The sequence below is a fragment of the Novosphingobium sp. EMRT-2 genome, from assembly GCF_005145025.1.
Lineage (GTDB): Bacteria > Pseudomonadota > Alphaproteobacteria > Sphingomonadales > Sphingomonadaceae > Novosphingobium.
The window spans coordinates 2,158,981-2,181,460 of record NZ_CP039695.1 but is presented as its reverse complement, the minus strand read 5'-3'; the positions used below and the strand labels follow the sequence as shown (position 1 = coordinate 2,181,460).

Annotated in this window: 20 protein-coding genes; 12 read left to right on the top strand and 8 right to left on the bottom strand. The window is 69.0% G+C overall.

What is annotated here, in order from left to right:
* Positions 1-178: 178 nt before the first annotated feature.
* Complete coding sequence (locus FA702_RS23175; protein ID WP_255504531.1) at positions 179-424, bottom strand: hypothetical protein; 246 nt, start codon at positions 422-424, stop codon at positions 179-181.
* Between the two features lie 33 nt (positions 425-457).
* Positions 458-1,501, bottom strand: coding sequence for a glycosyltransferase family 39 protein (locus tag FA702_RS10785; RefSeq protein WP_255504530.1), 1,044 nt, complete (start codon positions 1,499-1,501; stop codon positions 458-460).
* Positions 1,502-1,567: 66 nt separating this feature from the next.
* Between FA702_RS10785 and FA702_RS10780 the strand changes: the two genes are divergently transcribed.
* The 5 genes from FA702_RS10780 to FA702_RS10760 all read left to right on the top strand — a co-directional run bounded on the left by FA702_RS10780 (position 1,568) and on the right by FA702_RS10760 (position 10,477).
* Entirely contained in the window at positions 1,568-2,332 is a 765-nt protein-coding gene (locus FA702_RS10780; protein WP_136956146.1) for a carboxylesterase, read from the top strand.
* A gap of 10 nt (positions 2,333-2,342) precedes the next feature.
* Entirely contained in the window at positions 2,343-3,308 is a 966-nt protein-coding gene (locus FA702_RS10775; protein WP_136956145.1) for a tetratricopeptide repeat protein, read from the top strand.
* Complete coding sequence (locus FA702_RS10770; protein ID WP_136956144.1) at positions 3,305-4,300, top strand: LLM class flavin-dependent oxidoreductase; 996 nt, start codon at positions 3,305-3,307, stop codon at positions 4,298-4,300. The genes FA702_RS10775 and FA702_RS10770 overlap by 4 nt, the downstream gene beginning before the upstream one ends.
* 135 nt (positions 4,301-4,435) lie before the next feature.
* A complete protein-coding gene (locus tag FA702_RS10765) occupies positions 4,436-9,136 on the top strand; it encodes an NAD-glutamate dehydrogenase domain-containing protein (protein ID WP_136956143.1) in 4,701 nt (1,566 codons plus the stop codon).
* A gap of 114 nt (positions 9,137-9,250) precedes the next feature.
* Positions 9,251-10,477, top strand: a complete 1,227-nt coding sequence (locus FA702_RS10760) for an NAD(P)/FAD-dependent oxidoreductase (protein WP_136956142.1) — start codon at positions 9,251-9,253, stop codon at positions 10,475-10,477.
* On the opposite strand, the gene queG is transcribed toward FA702_RS10760, so the two are convergent.
* The gene (gene queG / locus FA702_RS10755; RefSeq protein ID WP_136956141.1) at positions 10,461-11,528 is read right to left on the bottom strand and encodes a tRNA epoxyqueuosine(34) reductase QueG; all 1,068 of its coding nucleotides are present in this window, start codon (positions 11,526-11,528) and stop codon (positions 10,461-10,463) included. The two genes, FA702_RS10760 and queG, sit on opposite strands and share 17 nt — an antisense overlap.
* Positions 11,529-11,574: 46 nt before the next feature.
* Here queG and FA702_RS10750 point away from each other — a divergent pair, with 46 nt between their 5' ends.
* The 5 genes from FA702_RS10750 (at position 11,575) to FA702_RS10730 (ending at position 17,144) form a co-directional block, all read left to right on the top strand.
* Complete coding sequence (locus tag FA702_RS10750; RefSeq protein WP_370385462.1) at positions 11,575-12,570, top strand: ABC transporter ATP-binding protein; 996 nt, start codon at positions 11,575-11,577, stop codon at positions 12,568-12,570.
* The gene (locus tag FA702_RS10745) at positions 12,567-13,817 is read left to right on the top strand and encodes an ABC transporter permease (protein WP_136956140.1); all 1,251 of its coding nucleotides are present in this window, start codon (positions 12,567-12,569) and stop codon (positions 13,815-13,817) included. Before FA702_RS10750 ends, FA702_RS10745 begins: the two co-directional genes overlap by 4 nt.
* 73 nt (positions 13,818-13,890) lie before the next feature.
* Entirely contained in the window at positions 13,891-15,225 is a 1,335-nt protein-coding gene (locus FA702_RS10740; RefSeq protein ID WP_136956139.1) for a cytochrome P450, read from the top strand.
* 135 nt (positions 15,226-15,360) lie between these two features.
* Complete coding sequence (msrB, locus tag FA702_RS10735) at positions 15,361-15,861, top strand: peptide-methionine (R)-S-oxide reductase MsrB (protein ID WP_136956138.1); 501 nt, start codon at positions 15,361-15,363, stop codon at positions 15,859-15,861.
* Between the two features lie 242 nt (positions 15,862-16,103).
* Positions 16,104-17,144, top strand: coding sequence for an esterase-like activity of phytase family protein (locus FA702_RS10730; protein ID WP_136956137.1), 1,041 nt, complete (start codon positions 16,104-16,106; stop codon positions 17,142-17,144).
* A gap of 83 nt (positions 17,145-17,227) precedes the next feature.
* On the opposite strand, the gene rpmB is transcribed toward FA702_RS10730, so the two are convergent.
* Positions 17,228-17,512 (bottom strand): 50S ribosomal protein L28, encoded by a 285-nt coding sequence (rpmB, locus tag FA702_RS10725; protein WP_124810134.1) that lies wholly within the window; start codon positions 17,510-17,512, stop codon positions 17,228-17,230.
* Positions 17,513-17,644: 132 nt separating this feature from the next.
* Between rpmB and FA702_RS10720 the strand changes: the two genes are divergently transcribed.
* Positions 17,645-18,100, top strand: coding sequence for a nucleoside deaminase (locus tag FA702_RS10720; RefSeq protein ID WP_136956136.1), 456 nt, complete (start codon positions 17,645-17,647; stop codon positions 18,098-18,100).
* On the opposite strand, the gene FA702_RS10715 is transcribed toward FA702_RS10720, so the two are convergent.
* The 4 genes from FA702_RS10715 to FA702_RS10700 form a co-directional block, all read right to left on the bottom strand.
* Positions 18,097-18,825: a ribonuclease T2 gene (locus FA702_RS10715; RefSeq protein WP_255504529.1), complete on the bottom strand. Its 729-nt coding sequence runs from the start codon at positions 18,823-18,825 to the stop codon at positions 18,097-18,099. The two genes, FA702_RS10720 and FA702_RS10715, sit on opposite strands and share 4 nt — an antisense overlap.
* A gap of 4 nt (positions 18,826-18,829) precedes the next feature.
* The gene (nadC, locus tag FA702_RS10710) at positions 18,830-19,696 is read right to left on the bottom strand and encodes a carboxylating nicotinate-nucleotide diphosphorylase (protein ID WP_136956135.1); all 867 of its coding nucleotides are present in this window, start codon (positions 19,694-19,696) and stop codon (positions 18,830-18,832) included.
* Between the two features lie 48 nt (positions 19,697-19,744).
* Positions 19,745-20,542 (bottom strand): LytTR family DNA-binding domain-containing protein, encoded by a 798-nt coding sequence (locus tag FA702_RS10705; protein ID WP_124810138.1) that lies wholly within the window; start codon positions 20,540-20,542, stop codon positions 19,745-19,747.
* 61 nt (positions 20,543-20,603) lie between these two features.
* Positions 20,604-21,812: a sensor histidine kinase gene (locus FA702_RS10700; protein ID WP_124810139.1), complete on the bottom strand. Its 1,209-nt coding sequence runs from the start codon at positions 21,810-21,812 to the stop codon at positions 20,604-20,606.
* Between the two features lie 75 nt (positions 21,813-21,887).
* Between FA702_RS10700 and FA702_RS10695 the strand changes: the two genes are divergently transcribed.
* Positions 21,888-22,478: an HD domain-containing protein gene (locus FA702_RS10695; protein ID WP_136956134.1), complete on the top strand. Its 591-nt coding sequence runs from the start codon at positions 21,888-21,890 to the stop codon at positions 22,476-22,478.
* Positions 22,479-22,480 lie beyond the last annotated feature (2 nt).

Genomic DNA, 22,480 nt, shown 5'->3' with positions numbered 1-22,480 from the left:
CCGCGCGCGCCGGAAGGGGCGGCGTCAGGAACTTTAGGCCGGTCCGGGAGGAGACGCCATCCGCCCGAACCGGGCGGCGGCATCGCTGCGGCGTCAGGCGCGCAGGCGAAACCGCCCCCGGTTGCCCGGGGTGGTGGTAGTCGTGGTGATGGCGCGAAGCGTCGTCATGCGCCGCTTCTTAGCGGGCCGCGGGCGCAAAGTCATGCGCGGAATTGACGGCGGGCGGATTGGCGCGGCGCTCAAACCAGCGGGCCAGCAGCCACCCGGCGGTGACGCAGACGAACGGCATCACAGGATAGTGGAAGCGCGATTGCCCCGAGAACACCATGGCGATCGCGCTGGGATAGAGCGCGATGCCATAGGGCAGCACCCACCAGTCGATCGGGCGCAGCCCGGCGCGCGCGCGCCGGCGCAGCTCGATCACGGCGGCGGCGGCGAACAGGCCGAGCAGGGCGAATTACCACAGCTGGTTGATGGCCCTGAGCGCGAGGAAGGCCAACGGCGCGCGCGCCCAGGCCTTCGATCCGGTCTCGTAGGCCCACAGCCCTTCGCCGTCCGGCCCCCACAGCTTTGCCAGCTTGCGCGGCATCAGCGTGACGAAGGCGCCGGGATGGGCCTTGATCCATGCCACGCCCAGCCGTTTGGCTTCGGCGTCATAGGCGGTTTCGGACAGGTCGGTGCGCGCGTCGAGCGCCTTCACCACCGGGTCTTCGGGCGTGAACCCGCCGCGCGCGCTATCGTTGTTGCCGGTCAGCAGGGTGATGCCGCCGTTGGTGGAGATCGCCACCCATTCGCCCAGCACGCGGTGGTTGCGCACCGTCCACGGCGCGACCACGGCGGCGGCCAGCGCGATAACCAGCGCGGCCTGGGCCATAGCGGCGGGCAGGCGCTTCCAGAAGCCCGGCGCGCGTCCCAGCGCGATGGCGAAGACCAGCGGCACGACCACCAGCGTCTGCGCCTTGACCAGCGTCGCCACGCCGAACACCAGCCCCGCCGCGATCAGCGCCAGCGGCGTCCGCGCGATCAGCAGGCGGCATCCCGCGAGCAGCAGCATGGTGTAGAACACCTCGGTGAGCGCCAGCGGCACGTAGAACGCGCTGTTTGGGTAGAGAGCCAGCAGCAGCAGCGCGGCGCGGCCCGCCAGCTCCGAACCCGAAAGGCGACGGCCAAGGTCGAGCGTGAGCCAGGCGGTGGCGGCGGCGCAGGCGAGATTGAACAGGCCGACCGTCCAGATCGAGGTGCCGAACGCGCGGAACGCCAGCGACAGCGTCAGCGGCCAGCCCACCGGCCAGTAGGCGGTCGGTTCGCCGTGATCGCCGAGGTAGCCGAGTCCGCGCGCCAGCATGTCGGCGCGCGAATAGTACCAGGCCGCGTCCGATGTCGGCTCCACCGCCAGCAGGATCAGCAGCGCGCGCGGCACCAGGAACAGCGCGAGGAGCAGCACCAGCGCCGCGCGGCTTTCCGCGAAGCGCCGCAGCGCGATGGTCCGGGATTCGGTCATGATCCGGCGCTAGCAGGGCCGGGTTAAGATGGCGTTGTGGGACCTTTCCGGCTAACCCTGCCGCCGATGACCGAGGATACCGCTCCGCTCGCCAGGGTCGATGGCCCGGAAGGCCGCCGCATCGCCTGTCGCTTCCTGCCCGGTGCCGAGCCGGCGCTGGTGTTCCTGCCGGGCTATATGTCGGACATGGCCGGCGGCAAGGCGCAGGCGGTGCTGGCTTGGGCGCGCGGGGCGGGGCGGGCCTGCCTGCTGCTCGACTATTCGGGTTGCGGGGAAAGCGAAGGCGATTTCGCCGATGGCACGCTGTCGCGCTGGCGGGACGAGGTGGTGGCGCTGATCCGCGCGCACGCGATCGGCCGCGCCGTGGTGATCGGGTCCAGCATGGGCGGTTGGCTGATGCTGCTGGTGGCCCAGGCGCTGCCCGGCATGGTCGAGGCGCTGATCGGCATCGCCGCCGCGCCGGACTTCACCGACTGGGGATACGATGCCGCGCAGAAGGCGGAACTGGCGGCGGGGCGGCCGGTGTTCGAGGACAATCCCTATGGCCCCGAACCCACGCCGACCCATCCCGCGTTCTGGGCCGACGGGCAGGCGCGGCGGATGCTGGACGGCCCCATCGCTTTCGACGGTGCGGTGCGCCTGCTGCACGGTCAGCGCGATCCCGACGTGCCGTGGGAGCTTTCGCTGAAGCTGGCGGCGGCCTTGCGTTCAGCCGACGTGCAGGTGCATCTTATCAAGGACGGAGACCACCGCCTGTCGCGCCCCGCCGATATCGCGATCCTGCTGGATACGCTGTCGGCGTTGGGGGCGGGCGTGGCGGAAGCCCCCTGAAGGAAGCGCGATGCTGGTCCTGCCGATCCTGATGCTCACTCCGCAGATTGTTCCCGCTTCTGCCGGGTTTCCTATGCCGGTCGCCGCGCTGATGCAGATCGGCCCCAACCCCTCGCCCCAGGAAGGCGCCGCCTTGCCGATTCCCCGCCGTCACCGCCCCGCCGATCCCGCGCCTTCGCCCGCGCCCGCCAGCCCGCCGCAGCCGCGCGCGCCAGACCGGCTTGCAGTGTGCCTTGCCAAGGCGCTGCACGATCCGGCGATGGGGCTGGCCGAGGCGCGCGGCTGGCTGGCGGAAGGGCAGAAGCCCGAACAGCGCGTGCGCGCCAACCAGTGCCTTGGCATCGTCCTGACCCAGCAGGGACAGTTCGACGAAGCGGAGCAGGCCTTCGCCGATGCCATCGCCGGCGTTCCCATGCTGCAGGAAGTGGCGGCGGTGCCGCTGATGGCGATGGCCGGCAACGCGGCGCTGGCGGGCGGGCATCCCGATCGCGCGCTGGTGTGGCTGGACAAGGCGGTGGCGGTGCGCGGCTATGCCGACAACGCCGCGCTGGGCGACATCCAGACCGATCGCGCGCGGGCGCTGGTGGCGCTCGACCGCCCGGCCGAAGCGGCGACCGCGCTGGACGAGGCGCACCGGCTCTCCCCCGATCTGGCCGAGGGCTGGCTGCTGTCCGCCACGCTTGCCCGCCGCAACAAGGACATGCCGCGCGCGCAGCGCGATATCGAGGTGGCGGCGCATCTCGACGCGACCGATCCGGCGATCGGGCTGGAGGCCGGCGTGATCGCGGTTCTGGATGGCCGCGACGAGGCCGCGCGCAAGAGCTGGGAATCGGTGGTGCGGACCGCGCCCGACAGCGACGAGGCGAAGACGGCCAAAAGTTACCTTGAACAACTGGGGCCAGCGCCCACATCAGGGGCCACGCCTTCCGCCAGCCCCTCTTCCGGGGCGACGCAGCCGGAGAAGAAACCGTCATGAAACTGTCCGTCCTCGATCTCGTGCCCGTGGTCGAGGGCGGAACGGTAGGCCAGGCGCTCGCCGAGGCGGCGCTGCTCGCGCAAGTGGCCGAGCGCTGCGGTTACCAGCGCTACTGGGTGGCCGAACACCACGGCATGGAAGGGATCGCCGGCGCGGCCGTGGCGGTCACGCTTGCCCATGTGGGCCACTATACCTCCACGATCCGGCTGGGCGCGGGCGGGATCATGCTGCCCAACCACAACCCGCTGGTGATCGCCGAACAGTTCGGCACGCTGGATGCGCTCTATCCGGGGCGGATCGATCTTGGCCTGGGGCGCGCGCCGGGGGCGGACCAGCGCATCGTGCGCGCCTTGCGCAAGGAAGTGAACCGCGCGGCGGAGGACTTCCCGCAGGACGTGGTGGAACTGCAGGCCCAGTTCGCCGGCGATCGCCAGGTGCCCTTGCAGGCGACGCCGGGCGCAGGCGCAAAGCCGCACCTGTGGATTCTGGGGTCCAGCCTGTTCGGCGCGCAGCTCGCGGCGGCGCTGGGGCTGCCCTATGCCTTCGCCTCGCACTTCGCGCCCGACCATCTCGACGCGGCCTTGTCGCTCTATCGCGATCGCTTCCAGCCGTCCGAAGCGCTCGACAAGCCGTATGTCATGGCCGCGATCAACGCGATCGCCGCCGATACCGACGAGGAGGCCGCGTTGCTGGCATCCTCCATGGACCAGTCGTTCGTGCGGCTGCGCAGCGGCAATCCGGGCAAGCTGCCGCCGCCCGTGCCCGGCTACCGCGATACGCTGCCTGCCCCCGCGCTCGCCATGCTGGAGCACATGCGGCAGGTCAGCGCGATCGGCAGTGTCGCCACCGTGCGCGAGAGGCTGGCCGCGTTCCAGCGGCGGACGCGGGCAGACGAACTGATCGTGTCCGGCTCCACCTTCGATCCGGCCTTGCGCCGCCGCTCGCTCGAGCTGACGATGCAGGCGGCCGAAAGTTTGGCAGAACCGGCCTGACCGGTATCAAGCGAAACCATCAGCCTTGCCCTGCGGCGTTGGCCGGAGTAGCATTGGTATTATTCGTTCAACGAACGGATATAAAATTATAATGCGGCAACATTATCAGACGCCGCCACTCGCGGGATGACAGCAATGGCCACCAAGTCCGCCCCTGACGCTTCTTCTCCTTCCGCCGCGACCGGCGGCCCGCTTGAAAGCGCGCTGGCCGCCCGCTTCATGGCTTCGCTGCTCCCCGGCGAGATCGGCGATTTCGACGGCGCGCGTCTGGCGGAAGCGGTCCGTTTCACGCTGGCGACGGCCAGCCGGCGGCCCGGCGCCGAACCGGCAGTCGCCATCGAAAGCGTCGGCGGCGCATCGGGCGAGCGCCACCTGCGGATTGCCGTGATCAACGATGACATGCCGTTCCTGGTCGATTCGATCAGCGCGACGATCACCGCGCAGGGGTTGACGATCGACCGGCTGGTCCATCCCGTCGTTGCGGTGCGCCGCGATCCCGAGGGCACGCTGTTGGCACTGCCCGAAGGCGAGGCGGTGGGCGAACGGCGCGAATCGGTGATCTACCTGGAAACCGAACGCGCCGACGCGCGCCAGCGCCGCGAACTGGCCGAAGCGCTGAAGGCGACGCTGGCCGATGTCCACGCCGCCGTGGCCGACTGGCCGCTGATGCAGGCGGCGATGCAGCGCGATGCGCGCGGGCTGCCCGATCAGGAAGGCGCGGCGCTGCTTCGCTGGCTGGCCGACGGGATGCTGACCCAGCTTGGGCATGTCGTGCGCCATCGCGATGGCAGCCAGACCGCGCCGCTCGGCATCTGCCGCGCCAGCGCCGCCAAGCTGCTGGCGGACGCTTCCTATGACCGCGCCTTTGCGTGGTTCGATCGCGCGGGCCGCAAGGACGAGGACGCGGTGCGCGCGCCGCTCGTGGTCAAGGCCAACCGCATCGCCAACGTGCACCGCCGCGTGCCGCTGGACTTGTTCATCGTGCCGGAGGTCGAGGACGGCAGGGTTGTCGCGCTGTCGATCCATGCCGGCGTCTGGACCAGCGCCGCGCTGGCGACTCCGCCCGATCGCGTGCCCCGGATGCGCAGCCAGCTGGCCGCGCTGACCGAGAAATTCGGCTTCGATCCCAGCGGCCATGCCGGCAAGTCGCTGGTCCATGCGCTGACGGCGCTGCCGCACGACCTGCTCATCAGCTTTTCCGATACCGACATCGAACGCATCGCCACCGCGATGATGAGCCTGGTCGATCGGCCGCGTCCGCGTCTCGCGCTGGTTCGCGCGCCGCTGGCCCGCCACCTCTACGCCTTCGTGTGGCTGCCGCGCGATGCGCAGTCGACCGCGATGCGGATGCAGGTGCAGGATCTGCTGGAAGCGGCCGCCGGCGCGCAAGTGCTGGACTGGAGCCTGCAGGTCGAGGGCAGCACGCTCGCGCTGATCCGTTTCGTGCTCGACATCCGCGATGGCGATGCCGATCCCGACGAGGCCGCGCTCGATGCCGCGGTGCAGGCGCTGGTGCGCGGGTGGGAAGGCGCGGTCGAGGCCGAGCTGGCCAAGGGCGAGGAGCCATCGCGCGCCGCGGCCATCGCCGCCCGCTTCGCCGATGCCTTTCCGGTCGGCTATCGCGGCGCCTATGGCGCGGGCGAGGCGGCGCGCGACATCCGCGTGCTGCGCACGCTGGGCGGCGAGAACGCGCCGCGCCGCGCCGCGCGCCTCTATCGCCAGCCGGGCGAAAGCGGGGTGCGGCTCAAGCTTTACCAGCGCGAGGGCGCGATCATCCTGTCGGATGCGGTGCCGGTGCTGGAGAACTTCGGATTCCGCGTGCTGGAGGAAGTGCCGACCCCGCTCGACAAGGGCCGGCTGGGCTACATCCACGATTTCCTGGTCGCGCACCCGGCGGACGTGACGCCCGAGGCGCTGCTGGAGCGGGCCGAGGCCATCGAGACGTCGCTGGCGGCCGTGCTCAACGGCGCGGCCGAGGACGATGCGTTCAACCGGCTGATCGTCGCCACCGGGCTGTCCGCGCGCGAGGCGAACTGGCTGCGCGCCTGGTTCCGCTATCTGCGGCAGGGCGGCATGACCTTCGGCATCGCCACCGTGGTCGATGCGCTGAAGAACGCGCCCGACGTGACGCACGGGCTAATCGCGGCGTTCGTCGCGCGGCACGATCCCGCCTTTGCCGGCGATCGCGCGGCGGCGGCGGATGCGGCGGCCGAGCGCATCCGCACCGGCCTGGCCGGCGTGGCCGCGATCAATGACGATCGCCTGCTGCGCCAGTTCCGCGCGCTGGTCGATGCCATGCTGCGGACCAACGCGTTCGCCCCGGCGGCCACCGAGGCGCTGGCGTTCAAGCTCGATTCGGCGCTGGTGCCGGGCCTGCCCCGGCCCGTGCCATGGCGCGAAATCTTCGTGTACAGCCCGCGCGTGGAAGGCATTCACTTGCGCGCCGGGCCGGTGGCGCGCGGCGGCCTGCGCTGGTCCGACCGGCGCGACGATTTCCGCACTGAAATCCTGGGGCTGATGAAGGCGCAGCGCGTGAAGAACGCGGTGATCGTGCCGACCGGCGCCAAGGGCGGGTTCTATCCCAAGCAGTTGCCCGATCCCGCGCGCGATCGCGATGGCTGGCTGGCCGAAGGCAAGGCCAGCTACCAGGTGTTCATCCGCACGCTGCTCTCGCTCACCGACAACATCGTCGGCGGCAAGGTGGTCCACCCCAAGGGCGTGGTGATCCTTGACGGCGAAGACCCGTACTTCGTGGTCGCGGCGGACAAGGGCACGGCCACGTTCTCCGACGTCGCCAACGCCATCGCCGAATCGAAGGACTTCTGGCTCGACGATGCCTTCGCCAGCGGCGGCTCCAAGGGTTATGACCACAAGGCGATGGGCATCACCGCGCGCGGGGCGTGGCTTTCGGTGCAGCGCCATTTCCTGGAAATGGGCGTGGACGTGCAGGCCGATCCGGTCCGCGTGGTCGGCTGCGGCGACATGTCGGGTGACGTGTTCGGCAACGGCATGCTGCTGTCGAAGGCGCTCAAGCTGGTGGCCGCGTTCGACCACCGCCACGTGTTCCTCGATCCCGATCCCGATCCCGCGGCAAGCTGGGCCGAGCGGTCGCGCCTGTTCGCGCTGCCCCGGTCGAGCTGGGCGGACTATGACTCCGCGTTGATCTCCGAAGGCGGTGGCGTGTTCCCGCGCACGATGAAGGCGATCCCGCTTTCGCCCCAGGTGCGCGCGGCGCTGGGCGTGGAGGCCGAGGAACTCGATCCCGAGGCGCTGATCGCCGCGATTCTCAAGGCGCCGGCCGATCTGCTGTGGTTCGGCGGCATCGGCACCTATGTGAAGGCGGCGACCGAAAACAACGCCGACGTGGGCGATCACGCCAACGACGCGTTGCGGGTGAACGGCGCGGACTTGCGCGTGAAGGTGGTGGGCGAAGGCGCCAACCTGGGCACCACGCAGGCCGGGCGCATCGAGTTCGCGCTTCAGGGTGGCCGCATCAATACCGACTTCATCGACAATTCGGCCGGCGTCGATTGTTCGGACAACGAGGTCAACATCAAGATCGCGCTGGCCTCCGCCAAGCGCGCCGCGCGGCTGACCGAGGAGGAGCGCGTTGCGCTGCTCTCCTCGATGACCGACGAGGTCGCGCATCTGGTGCTGGAGGACAACCGCCTGCAGGCGCTGGCGCTCTCGATCGCACAGCGCGCAGGCGCGTCGGCCGTGCCTTCGTTCGCGCGGCTGATGGACGTGCTGGAGGAAGCCGGCGACCTGGACCGCAAGACCGAAGGGCTGGCCAGCGCCGAGGACTTCGCGCGGCGCGCCACCGGCGGGCAGGGGCTGACCCGGCCCGAGCTCGCCGTGCTGCTGTCCAGCACCAAGCTCGTGCTCCAGCGCGCGCTGGAGGAAAGCACTGTGGTCGATGACCCGGCGCTTGAGGACCAGCTTCTCGCCGCGTTCCCCACGCCGATGCGCGAGCGCTTCCGCGAGGACATCACCGGCCACCGCCTGCGGCGCGAGATCATCGCCACCAAGCTGGCCAACCGGTTGGTCAACCGGCTGGGTCCGGTCAATCCGTTCGAGCTGGTCGAGGAGGAAGGCGTCACGCTGGCGCAGGTGGCCGCGGCTTTCGTCGCCGCCGAACGTCTGCTCGACCTGCCCGCGACTTGGGCACAGCTGGATAGCGCGCCGATGGCGGAAGACGTGCGGCTGATGCTGTTCGAACGCGTGGCGCGCGCGCTGCGCGGCCATGTCGCCGACCTGCTGCGCGCGGGCAAGGGCGAGGAACGGCCCGGCGTGCTGGTGGCGCGGCTTGCGGGCGGGGTCGAAGCCCTGACGCGCGATATCGCCGATCTGCTCCATGCCGAGGCGCGCGCGCAATCGCTGCGCATCGCGGCGGAACTGGCCGAGGCGGGCGCGCCCGCCGACGTGGCCGAGCGCGTGCGCTTTCTGGCCGACATGGACGGCGGGATCGGGCTTGCCGAACTGGCGGCGGACAGCGGGATCGACGCGGCCGCGCTGACCCGCGCCTTCACCGATCTGGGCGAACGGCTGGGGCTGGACTGGGCGCAGCAGGCGGCCAGCCGGCTCAATCCGTCCGATCCGTGGGAGCGCCTGCTCGCCGCCGGACTGGCGCGCGATTTCCAGCAGATGCGCCTCGATTTCCTGGCGCGCGCGGGGGCTGCCGCACCGGGGACAGCGGTTGCCGAATGGGCCGGGCGCAATGCCGCGCCGGTTGCCAGTTTCCGGGCGCTCGTCGCCCGTGCGCAGGCCGCTCCGCTGGTCGGCGCGGCCATGCTGGCGCAGATCGCGGGGCAGGCACGCGGGCTGCTCGCGCGATAGGCGTGAGAAGGGAGACTGCGACGAAGACTGCGCAAATGGGGCCAAGTTTGCGCCGGAGTGGTTGACGCGGTCGGTCTTTTCGCCAAATCCCCCCGGACAACCGGGAGGATTCGGATGGATCAGGCAGACGTCGTCATTGTGGGTGCGGGTCATGGCGGGGCGCAGGCCGCGATCGCGCTGCGCCAGCACGGGTTCGAAGGCACGATCCTGATGATCGGGCGCGAGCCCGAGCCGCCCTACGAGCGTCCGCCGCTGTCCAAGGAATACCTCGCCCGCGAAAAGACCTTCGAACGCCTCTACATCCGGCCGGCGCAGTTCTGGGACGACAAGGCCGTCACGCTGATGCTGGGCCACGAAGTGACGGCGGTCGATCCCGCCGCGAAAGTCCTCACGCTCGGCGATGGGGGCAAGGTCGGCTACGGCACGCTGATCTGGGCCGCCGGCGGCGATCCGCGCCGGCTGTCGTGCACTGGCGCCGATCTGGCGGGCGTCCACGCGGTCCGCACGCGCGAGGACGTGGACCGGCTGATGGGCGAACTCGATGCCGGCGCGCGCCGCGCGGTGGTGATCGGCGGCGGCTATATCGGGCTGGAAGCGGCGGCGGTGCTGACCAAGCTCGATTGCCATGTCACGCTGCTGGAAGCGCTGTCGCGCGTGCTGGCGCGCGTGGCGGGCGAGGCGCTTTCGGAATTCTACCAGAACGAACACCGCGCGCACGGTGTGGATCTGCGCACGGGCGTGGCTGTCGATTGCCTGGAAGGCGACGGGACCAAGGTGACCGGCGTGAAGCTGGCTGATGGCAGCGTGCTGCCGGCGGACCTCGTCATCGTCGGCATCGGCATCATCCCCTCGGTCGGTCCGCTGCTGGCGGCGGGCGCGGCCGGCGGCAACGGTGTGGACGTGGACGAATTCTGCCGCACCTCGCTGCCCGATGTCTATGCGATCGGCGATTGCGCGGCCCACGCCAACGGTTTCGCGGAAGGCGCGGTGATCCGCCTCGAATCCGTGCAGAACGCCAACGACATGGCGACGACGGCGGTGAAGTCGATCCTCGGCGATCCGCAACCTTACAAGGCGACGCCGTGGTTCTGGTCGAACCAGTACGACCTGCGGCTCCAGACCGTCGGCCTCTCCGCCGGGCACGACGCCACCGTGCTGCGTGGCGATCCGGCAACGCGCAGCTTCTCGGTGATCTACCTCAAGCAGGGCCGCATCGTCGCGCTCGATTGCGTGAACATGGTCAAGGACTACGTCCAGGGCCGCAAGCTGGTGGAAGCCCGCGCCGAAATCGCGCCCGAACGGCTCGCGGACGCCGGTACGCCGCTCAAGGAACTGGCATAACCGACACGAGGCGGTCGAGCGCCCAGCTCGCCGCCTCGGCCACCACCGGGTCGGGATCGTTGACCAGCGCGGCCACCGGGCCGAACAGGGCCACGTCGCCGCTGTTGCCCGCCGCGATCAGGCAATTGCGCACGAAGCGGTCGCGCCCGATCCGCTTGATCGGCGATCCCGCGAACAGGCGGCGGAATCCCGCATCGTCCAGCGCCAGCAGATCGGCGAGGCGCGGCGCGGCCAGCTCGGCGCGCGGCAGAAACGCGCGGTTGGCCGACGCGGCCTGCGCGAAGCTGTTCCACGGGCAGACGGCCAGGCAATCGTCGCAGCCGTAGATGCGGTTGCCGATGCCTGCGCGCAGATCGTGCGGGATCGGCCCCTTGTGCTCGATCGTCAGGTAGGACACGCAGCGCCGCGCATCGAGCCGGTAGGGCGCGGGGAAGGCTTGCGTCGGGCAGGCGTCCTGGCAGGCACGGCACGATCCGCAGCGGTCGGCGTGCGGCGCATCAGTCGGCAGGTCCAGCGTGGTGTAGATCGCGCCCAGGAACAGCCACGAACCATGGCGACGGCTGACGAGGTTGGTGTGCTTGCCCTGCCAGCCGATGCCGGCGGCCTGGCCCAGCGGCTTTTCCATCACCGGCGCGGTATCGACGAAGACTTTCACTTCCGCGCCGGGAGCTTCGGCCACCAGCCAGCGCGCCAACGCCTTCAGCGCCTTTTTCACCGTATCGTGATAGTCGCCGCCCTGCGCATAGACCGAGATGCGCGCGCGCTCCGGATGGTCCGCCAGCGCCAGCGGATCGGCCGCCGGGGCATAGCTCATCCCCAGCGCGATCACGCTGCGCGCCGCCGGCCACAGCGCCTGCGGGCCGCGCCGGTGATCGAGCCGGGTCTCCATCCACTCCATCGTGCCGTGGCAGCCATCGGCCAGCCATTGTTCCAGCCGGCGCGCGCGCAGCGGATCGTCCGTGGCCGGAGCGATGCCCGTGGCCGCGAAGCCGATGCGGGCGGCTTCGGCGCGCAGCCTTTGCGCCAGCAGGATTGCATCGGCGTTAACCATGCTTGCTGTCCCGCTCGTTCATCGCTTACCGTCTAGGCCGCGTCCCATGCGGATGGAGCTAGGCGAATGGCCCGTGGCGGGCAATGAGGTTGACGCCTCGGGCGTGGAACTGGCGATCGAGGCGCGCGGACTGGTCAAGCGGTTCGATGGCTTCACCGCCGTCGATGGCGTGGACATTTCCGTGCCGAAAGGCGCGATCTACGGCATTCTCGGGCCGAACGGCGCGGGCAAGACCACCACGCTGCGGATGCTGCTGGGCATCATCGATCCCGACGCCGGCCATCGCCGCGTGCTGGGCTGTGATCATCCCACCGACGCCGCGCGGCGAATCGGCTACCTGCCCGAGGAGCGCGGCCTCTATCCCGCGATGAAGGCGACCGAGGCGATCGCGTTCCTGGCCTCGCTGCGCGGCGTGCCGCTGAAGGAGGGGCGCCGGCGCGGCCGTGAATTGCTGGAGGCGCACGGGCTGGGCTATGCCGCCGATCGCCAGATCCGCCAGCTCTCCAAGGGCATGGCGCAGCAGGTGCAACTGCTCGGCACGCTCGTCCACGATCCCGATCTGGTGGTGTTCGACGAACCGTTTTCGGGCCTCGACGCGCTCAACCAGGGCAAGCTCGAACGCATGATGCGCGGGCTGGCGGAACGCGGCAAGACGGTGATTTTCTCCACCCACGTCATCGCCCATGCCGAACGCCTGTGCGATCAGGTGGCGATCATCGCCGGCGGCAAGGTGCCCTTCGCGGGGCCGGTGGACGTGGCGCGCGACCGGCTGGCGCCGCAGGTGCGGCTGGAAACCCGCGCGCAGGACGGGCCGTGGCGCGCCGCGCTGCCCGCCGATGCGCGCCACGAAGGCGCGTTCTGGTATTTCAACCTGCCGGCCAGCGGGGTCGAGCCGCTGCTGCGCGCGCTGATCGAGGGCGATGCGGGCATTCTCAGCCTGTCGATCGAGCGGGCGGGCCTGCACGATGCCTTTGTCGCCATTGCCGGCGAAGCCGCCGCGCGGGCGCTGGAACAGGACAAGGAAGAGGAACGCCGCCGATGATGGCAGAAAAGGTGCGCGCGGCCTTCGTCGTCGCCCGTCGCGATTTCACCGCGGTGATCTTCTCCAAGACGTTCCTGCTGTTCCTGCTGGGGCCGCTGTTCCCGATCGTGATCGGCGTGATGGCCGGCAGCATCGGCGCGCAAGTGCAGAAGGATCTCGATCGTCCCGAAATCGGCGTGGCGATGGAAGGCGTGCAGGGGCAGGCGCTGATCGCCGCGCGCAACGCGATGGCCGATCGCATGGCCGGCGGCGTGCCCGATTTCGTGGAGCTGAAGCGGCTTGTGCCCGGCGAGCGCTTCGATGGCCGCGCCGCGCTGCGCCAGGGGCCGGACCGGCTCGCGGCCGTGGTGACCGGCACGCTCGAACACCCTGTGCTGACCGGCACGCCCGAGCGGGTGGACATGTGGCAGGGCATTGTCTCCACCTTCGCCGCCCGCGCGCGAGAAGCCCATCCGGGCACGTTCCCGGCGGTGCAGGCCGAAGTCGTGGCCACCAGCGCCGACCAGACGCGCAACGGCCAGGTCGCGACCGCGCAGGCCGGGCAGACGCTGCTGTTCCTGCTGACGATGCTGCTGGCGGGCATGGTCCTGTCCAACCTCGTGGAGGAAAAGAGCAACAAGATCATCGAGGTGCTGGCGGCGGCGATCCCGATGGACGCGTTGTTCCTGGGCAAGCTGTTCGCCATGCTGGCGTTCAGCCTTGTCGGCATCGCGGTGTGGGGCATGGCCGGCGGCGTGCTGGTGCTGACCGGCGCGAAGCATCTGCCGCTGCTGGCGACGCCGGCGGTCGGCTGGGCGGTGTTCCTGCTGCTGGGCTTCCTCTGCTTCGCGATGGCCTACCTGCTCCTGGGATCGGTGTTCCTGACGATCGGCGGCATGGCCAGCACCGTGCGCGAAGTGCAGACGCTGTCGATGCCCGTCACGATGATGCAGCTGATGGTGTTCTTCTTCGCCAGCTACGCGCTGGCCCATCCCGGCAGCGCGATCGAATGGAGCGCGGTGGTCTTCCCGCTGAGTTCGCCCTTCGCCATGCTGGCGCGGGCGGCGCAGGGGCCGGCGCTGTGGCCGCATCTGGTGGCGCTCGCCTGGCAGGGCGCGTGGGTGCTGGCGATCGTGCGCATGGGGGCGCGGCTGTTCCGGCGCAACGTGATGAAATCGGGCGGCGCGCGCAAGGGCGGCGGCCTGGTTTCCAGGCTGTTCGCGCGGGTTGCGACGAAGCGTGAGGCGCCGGTGACGAACGCTTATTGACACAAGTGTAGGTTGCAGGGATAGTACCATTGCGCAGAGTCCCGTCCGCAAGGGACCGCAACGGAGGATTGCCATGGCTACCCAGCTCGCGCCCGAAGCGCCGTTCACCTACCGCCGCTCGCCCACCGTGGAGGAGGCGCACCGCGAATGGCAGCGTCAGCATCCGCTGGAACGGCCGGTGCATACCCACCCCTGGGACGTCAGCCGGTCCGACATCTATGCCGAGGACCGCTGGCAGCCGATCTTCGCGGAAATGCGCGCGCAAGCCCCGGTCAACAAGGTGACCGGCACGCCCTATGGCGATTACTGGAACGTGGTCTCGCACAAGGCGATCAGCCACGTCGAATCGCTGCCGGAACTGTTCTCCTCGTCGTGGCAGCACGGCGGCATCACCATCGGCGATCCGCCGGCCGACATCGATCCGGCGAAGCTCGCCGAACGGCAGATGCCGATGTTCATCGCCATGGACCGGCCCGAACACACCGGACAGCGCCGCACCGTCGCGCCCGCGTTCACGCCCGCGGAAATGGTGCGCATGGAAACCGAGATTCGCCAGCGCACCGCCAGCGTGCTCGATACGCTGCCGATCGGCGAGAAATTCGACTGGGTGGACAAGGTCTCGATCGAATTGACCACGGGCATGCTGGCGATTCTGTTCGGCTTCCCGTGGGACGACCGCCGCCTGCTGACGTTCTGGTCGGACTGGGCGGGCGATCTCGAGATCGCGCTGGCGAAGGGCATGGAAGACATGCGCTTCGACATCCTGCGCGAGATGGCGCACTACTTCCAGCGCCTGTGGATGGAGCGCGTCAACGCCGAGCCGACGCCCGACCTGATCTCGATGATGATCCATTCCGAGGCGATGAAGCACATGAGCCCGCAGGAGTTCATGGGCAATCTGGTGCTGCTGATTGTGGGCGGCAACGATACCACGCGCAACACCATGTCGGGCATCGTCCATGCGCTCGACCAGTTTCCCGATCAGCGCGATGTCCTGGAAAAGGACCCGTCGATCATCCCCAACGCGGTGCAGGAATGCATCCGCTTCGTCACCCCGCTGGCGCATATGCGCCGCACCGCCACCGCCGATGCCGAACTGTTCGGGCACGAGGTGAAGGCGGGTGACAAGGTGGTGATGTGGTACATCTCCGCCAACCGCGACGAGACGGTGTTCGAGAACCCGGACAAGCTGATCGTCACGCGCGAGAATGCCCGCCGCCACCTGGCGTTCGGCTACGGCATCCACCGCTGCGTCGGCGCGCGCCTGGCCGAACTGCAACTGCGCATCCTGCTGGAGGAAATGCACAAGCGCCGCCTGCGCGTTCATGTCACCGGCGCGGTCGAACGCGTCCGCGCGAACTTCGTCCATGGCTTCCGCCGCATGGAAGTGGAAGTCGAGCGCTGGTGAAAGTGTGATCGCGCTCACGCGCGGTTCATCTGGGGCGGGTTAGAAGGCGTGCGTTCCGCCGGGGTGCGCGCCTACCCTGCCCCCCCTCTGGCGCCCCCGGCGGAACGAGCTTTCCCAAAGCTGCGGAACCGAACCATGGCTGCCCCCTTCGCTGTTGCCCGTCGCCAGTTCCTGACCTTCCTGGGCGCGACGGCGGCGATGTCGGTCACCTCGGCGTGCAGCGCCGCCCCGGCGCGCTCCAAGGGCACCTTCCCGGTCCAGCATACCGAGGCCGAATGGCGCCGGCTGCTGACGCCCGCCCAGTTCTACATCCTGCGGCAGGAAGGGACGGAGCGTCCGTTCACCTCGGCACTGCTGGGCGAACACCGGCGCGGCACGTTCATCTGCGCGGCCGATGGTAACCCGCTGTTCGCCTCCACCACCAAGTTCGATAGCGGCACGGGCTGGCCCAGCTTCTGGCGCCCCCTGCCGCGCGCCGTCGGAACCTCGGTCGACCGGTCGTTCGGCACGGTGCGGACGGAAGTGCACTGCCTGCGCTGCGGCGGGCATCTCGGCCATGTGTTCGAGGATGGACCGCCGCCGACCGGCCTGCGCTACTGCATGAACGGCGACGCGCTGCAATTTCGCCCGGCCTGAAGCGCGCGTCTGAACGCGGCGCGGCCCACCCCCAACCCCTCCCGCAAGCGGGAGGGGAGCGAGACTTGCGCCGCCGCAGGCGGCGTTAGTCGCAGCGGGGTGGGCTTTGCACGCTCCGAGTTCGCAAAGACCGAAATCGCCTCGAAAAACAGGGCCGGAACATGGGATCGCCGCGTTAACCATGATAAGCTGTGCATGGTTCGGCGGCGTGGCCTGCCGTCCCTTTCGCGGCGCCGGCCGGTGTGGCAATCGCCGCTGCGATGCGCTTCCTCAAGCCTGCCCTGATCGCGTCCGTCCTGCTGGCATGCACACTGTTGCCGCTGACATGGCTTCGTGGCCCGGCGCCGGTCCCGAACAACGATCCAAGGATCGCGATCACCGATCTCATGCCATCGCTGCGGGCGGAGGACCGGGGGCGGATCGCGCGGGAGCTGGGGCCGTTCGCGCTGGCCGGCGCCTGGCAGCTCGCCAGCGACAACGCGCTGTTCGGCAATTATTCCGCGCTGGGCCAGTTCGCGGATGGCACGCTGATCGCCTTTGGCGACCGCAACGACGCGCTCTATTTTACGCCGCCCGACCGGCCCGGCCCGTGGCGGGCGGAAATGTACCGGCCGATCGAGGGCAGCTCGCGGCGCGGCTATATCGATGTCGATGCCGAATCGCTGTTCATCGATCCGGTGCGGCAGGACCTGTTCGTCGGCTACGAAGGGTCGCCCTATTACTATCACTTCAGCCGCACGCTTTCGTGGCGAGAGACAATTCCCGCGCCGGTGCTGGACCGGTGGAACGGGAATCAGGGGCCGGAAGCGATGGCGCGGCTTGCCGATGGGCGCGTGGTGGTGATCGGGGAGCTTTATGCGCGCTGGTTCGACCGGCGGCTGCATCCGGCGCTGCTCTATCCGGGCATGCCCCGACCCGGCGAAATGCCTGCTCTGTTCGAGGTGGAGATGCCCGAGGGCTTCCGGCCCACCGAACTGGCACTGTTGCCCGATGGCCGCCTGCTGGTGCTGGGGCGCAAGCTGACGCTGGCGGGCTTCCGCACGACAATCTCGATCGCCGATCCCGCCGCGATTCGTCCCGGTGGCGTGCTGCCGACGCGCGAACTGGCGCGAATCACCGATCCGCGCCTGCGCGAGAACTACGAAGGGATGACCGTGACGCGCGATGCCGATGGCGCGGTGACGGTCTGGCTGATCGCTGACAGCAACCTGATGGTCTGGGCGCAGCGCACGCTGCTGCTCAAGCTGCGGCTGCGGCCCGGCCAGCGCCTATCGGATTTGTGAGGGAAGCCGGACACGACAAGAGCCGGGCAAAAGCCCGGCTCGAGACGGAAGCATCGGCGGATTGCCCTTGCGGGCAGCCGTGATCAGGCGGCGACGGCCTTGACCAGCTCGCGCTTCACCTTGAGAGCGCGGGGGCTCAGCTTGGCGTCGGCCTGCTTCAGCAGCCAGTTGTCGAGGCCGCCGTTGTGCTCCACCGAACGCAGACCGTGCGTCGAGACGCGGAACTTGAAGCTGCGGTCCAGCTTCTCGCTCATCAGCGTCACGTTCTGCAGGTTGGGCAGGAACACGCGCTTGGTCTTGTTGTTGGCGTGGCTGACATTGTGGCCGATCTGGCGGCCCTTGCCGGTCAGTTCGCAGATACGCGACATGGATAAAACTCGCTTCAAAAGTCGATATGTCTATCGGGAAGGCGCGGCAATTATCCATTTGCGGCGCGAAGTCAAGGATTCGCACGGCGATTCGATTTGCGCGGCGTGTCGGGCCGGGTTAGCGCCGCCGGGATGACCCGCTGGCCGCTCCCTCCACCGATGCGCGAGGCGCTGGACGCCGCCCTGCGCGCGCGCGACGCGGGCGAGGTGCCGATTGGCGCGGTGGTCGTGCGCGATGGCGCGGTTATCGCCGCCGCGCACAACGCTCCGCGCACGCTGCACGATCCCACCGCCCATGCCGAAGTGCTGGCGATTCGCGAAGCGGCGCGCGTGCTGGGCCGCGAACGGCTCGATGGCTGCGACCTGTGGGTCACGCTGGAACCCTGCGCGATGTGCGCGGGCGCCATCGTTCACGCGCGAATCGACCGGGTCTATTACGCCGCGCCCGATCCCAAGGGCGGCGCGGTGGAACATGGCGCGCGCGTATTCGACCAACCCGGCTGCCTGCACCGGCCGGAGGTCTATTCGGGCATGGGGGAAAGCGAAGCGGCCGACCTGCTGCGGGCGTTCTTCCGAGAGCGGCGCTAGCTGCCGCCGCGCCAGATTTTCAGGGGAGCGCCGTCGGGCAGGCCGACATCGCGGCAGCGGACGGGGCGCAGCACGCGCGAATAGCAGATGCGCACTTCCTGCAGCCAGCCCGCCCGATTCGCCTCCACCCGGATCGCCTGCGGAAACAGGCCCGGGGAGCGGGCGGCCAGCGCGCTGCGCAGGTCACCGGCGTTGAGGCCGCCCCGGCGCGAGAGCGCCGCCATGTCGGGAAAGCGCACCGCGCCATAGAGCCGCTGGGCGCTGGCGTAATAGGCGTCGGGGTCTGGCCAGGCGCAGGTGCCGTGCTTGGCCCATTCGTGCGCCAGCAGATTGGGCGAGGGCGTCATGCACAGGTTGCGGCGGACGGTCTGCGCGGAAAGCGGCGCGGGCCGGGCGCTGCACCACTGCGGCGGCGTGGCGCCATCGCCTTCCGGCCACAGGCCATGCAGCACGAAGCCGAACCGGGCCAGTGACCCGTTCCCACGCCCGCACTGCATCGCATGGCGCAAATCGGACTGGCGGGTGCGGCAGAATTCGGGCGACCAGCTCAGCGCCAGCGAATAGCCGGTGACGGGCACGACATTGGCTGGCGCATCGGGTGTAGGTATCGGCGGCACGTCCACTTGCGCCGGCACGCTGCACTGGCCGGCCTGCGCGAACGCGGGCGCGGCGGTAAAAGTGACCAGCAGCGATACCAGCAGGGCGGGGTGGCGCGGCACGATCACCGGGTCAGTCCAGCTGCGTGAAATCGAGGCCGATGTCCGCCGCCGGCGCGCTCTGCGTCAGGCGGCCGACCGACACGTAATCCACGCCCGAAGCGGCGATGGCGGCGATGGTATCGAGCCGGACGCCGCCCGATGCTTCGGTGGGCACGCGCCCGTCCACCAGCGCCACGGCTTCGCGCAGCAGGTCCGGCCCCATGTTGTCCAACAGCAGGCGGGTGGCGCCGGCATCGAGCGCGGGGGCGATCTGGTCGAGGCGGTCGACCTCGCAGATCACGTCCTTCACCCCGGCGGCGAGCGCGCGGCGCACCGCTTCGCCCACGCCGCCGGCGACGAGGACGTGGTTGTCCTTGATCATCGCCGCGTCCCACAGGCCCATGCGGTGGTTGCTCCCCCCGCCGCAGCGCACCGCGTATTTTTCGAGGTGCCGCAGGCCGGGGATGGTCTTGCGCGTATCGAGCAGCACGGCGCGGGTATCGCCCATCGCGTCCACATACGTCCGCGTCAGCGTGGCGACGCCGGACAAGTGCTGCACGGTGTTGAGCGCGCTGCGCTCCGCCGTCAGCATCGCCCGGGCGTTGCCTTCCAGCCGCATCAGCGCGCTGCCGGGCGCGACGCGCGCGCCTTCCTCGACCAGGATCTCCACCGCCATCGCCGGATCGAGCGCGCGGAAGAACGCGGCGGCGATCGGCAGGCCGCACACGGTGATGGCATCACGGCTTTCCATCACGCCTGCAAAGCGCGCCGTGGCCGGGATCACGCTTTCGCTGGTTACGTCATGCCCGCCATCGGGCAGGCCGACGCCGAAATCCTCGTCCAGCGTGGCGGAAACGAAGGCGGAAAGGTCGAAACCGGGGAGGGCGAAGTCTGTCATGCCCTGTCCCTTACCACTGCGTGCGACCGTGTCGAGCGCGGGTATGGGTCAATGCACGAAGCGCGCCACCACGTTGCGGTAGGACCGGCTGACCTTCACTTCCGCGCCGCTTTCGAGCACCAGGAAGCATTCGCCGTTGGTGTGCGGGCGGACCTGCCGGACCTGATCGAGATTGACGATCTTGGAGCGGTGGACGCGCTGGAACACGCGCGGGTCCAGCCGGCGTTCGAGATCCTTCATCGTTTCGCGCAGGATCAGCGAATTGTCGCCGGTGTAGATGCACATGTAGTCGCCCGCCGCCTCGATCCGTTCGATCGTATCGACATCGACGCGGAAGATCTGGCCGCGATCCTTGATGTTGATCAGCTTCTCGAACCGGCCCGCCGTCGGCTCGGTTTCCTCGGGCATGTCCGGCATCGCATCGGGCGCGACTTCGGCAAGCACGTTCTTGAGCTTCTCGGCCTCTTCCAGCCCGCGCTTTTCGGCCAGGCGGGTGCGCGCGCGGTCCAGGGCGTCGGCCAGGCGGTCTTCCTCCACCGGCTTCAGCAGGTAATCGACCGCGTTGGCCTCGAACGCCCGGATCGCGTGTTCGGAATAGGCGGTCACGAACACGAACAGCGGCGGGTCGATCTCCATCACGCCCTGGACGACGCTGAACCCGTCGAAGCCGGGCATCTGGATGTCGCAGAACACCAGGTCCGGCTTCTCGGTCTTGATCTTGCGGATCGCCTCGCGGCCGTTGGAGCAGGTGTCGATCACTTCCACGTCGGGAAAGGCCTCCAGGCGCAGTTGCAGCCCCTGGATCGCCAGCTTTTCGTCATCGACGAGGATCGTGCGGATGGTCATGCGTAACCCTTGCTTGTCTTGGAGGAGCCGCGACAGGGGCGGTACGGCAGGGAGGGGATGTTCACCCGGCGGAAGCCAGGCTGGCGGCCAAACCCGTGCCTGAGCCGGCGATCGGGCGTGCCGGCCGCGCAGGCGTTTCCTTCGCCTCGTAGGGCAGCTCGATCACCACCGTCAGGCCGCCTTCGGGGCCGTTGGCGATATCGAACCGCTGGTTTTCGCCATAGGCCTGGGCAAGCCGGTCACGGATGTTGGCAAGGCCAACCCCCGTGGAAACGTGGCCGCCGTTCCATACCGATGTCGTGTCGCCGCTATCGCTTGTCACGCCGAACAATTTCGTGGGGTCGGTGCCCGGTTGCAAGCCCGGCCCGGTGTCCGACACGGTGACGCGAAGCGTGGGGCCGACGAGTTGCGCCGCGATGGTGATCTGCGCGCCTTCCTCCAGCGGGGAGACGGCATACTTGATCGCGTTTTCCACCAGCGGTTGCAGCAGCAGCGAAGGCAGCAGCGCATTGCGCGCCTCGTCCTCGATACGGAACTCGGTGCGCAGCCGTTCCTCGAACCGCATCCGTTCGATATCGAGGTAGAGCTTCAGCGTCTCCGCCTCCTGCGCCACGGTGACGCGGCCGGTCGGCTCGTTGACCAGGGTATAGCGCAGGAACGAGGACAGCCGGCTCAGCATCGCGTTGGCCGGCTCGGTCTGCTTGAGCAGGACCAGCGTGGAGATCGAATTCAGCGTGTTGAACAGGAAATGCGGGTTGAGCTGATAGCGCAGCATGGCGAGCTGCGCCGATGTCGCCTGGTTTTCCAGCCGCAGCAGCTGATCGTTCTGTTCCTCCACCTGAAGGAAGAAGTTGATCGCGTAATAGAGCGCCGACCAGGCCCCCAGCAGCGTGAGATCGAGGTAGAACACGCCCACGAAGCGCTGGGCGAAGCCGGCCTCGCTGTTCGGGCGGTAGAGGCTCAGCACCCACGAATCGATGAAGGCATAGATGCCCACGGCGATGGCCAGCACCACGGCCGTCACGCCCCAGGTGATGATCGGGCGCCGGTTGATCAGCGCGCGGTAGATCACCGACAGGATCAGCGAGATCGAAAAGCCCGTGATCGTCACGATCAGCAGGATGACGAGATTGGACCACGGCTGCGCGTTGGCGATGATCGACATCGCGCGCAGCAGCATCGCGCCGCCCCAGCCGAGGAATTGCAGGCGCCAGAAGGCGCGGTTCTTGTTGCCGAAGAACGGCGTCGGTTGAAACGGCAGCACGGCCATGACGGTACTCTAGCGCCAAGCGCGGTGTTGCGCAAAGCCGTGGGAAGCGTAAGCTGCGGAACGGGAGAAGATGCCATGACAGCCACGACCGATACCGCCGAACGCGCCCGTTTCCGCGCCATGCGCGAAGGCACCCAGGAGGACTGGGACATCATCGGGCGCGATTACTACGCCTTTGCCGATCACCTGCCCGACCGGGTGCTGACCCACCTCCGGCTGCTCGACGGCGATTTCGGTGGGTTCCCGATCGATCGCCTGCAGCACAGCCTGCAGACCGCGACCCGCGCGCATCGCGACGGGCGCGGCGAACGCTACGTCGTCATGGCCCTGCTGCACGACATCGGCGATACGCTGGGCACCTACAATCATCCTGAAGTCGCCGCGGCGATCCTCAAGCCCTTCGTGTCCGAGGAGGAGCACTGGATCTGCCAGAACCACGGCGCGTTCCAGGGCTATTACTACTTCCACTACCTGGGGCTGGACCGGAACCTGCGCGAACGGTTCCGCGATCATCCGTGGTTCGATGCCTGCGCGGAATTCTGCGAAAAGTACGATCAGGCCGCGTTCGATCCCGATTACGATACGCTGCCGCTGTCGTTCTTCGAGCCGATGCTGCGCCGGGTCATGGCGAAGCCGCTGGCGAGCATGTACAAGAAGCCCGACTGACG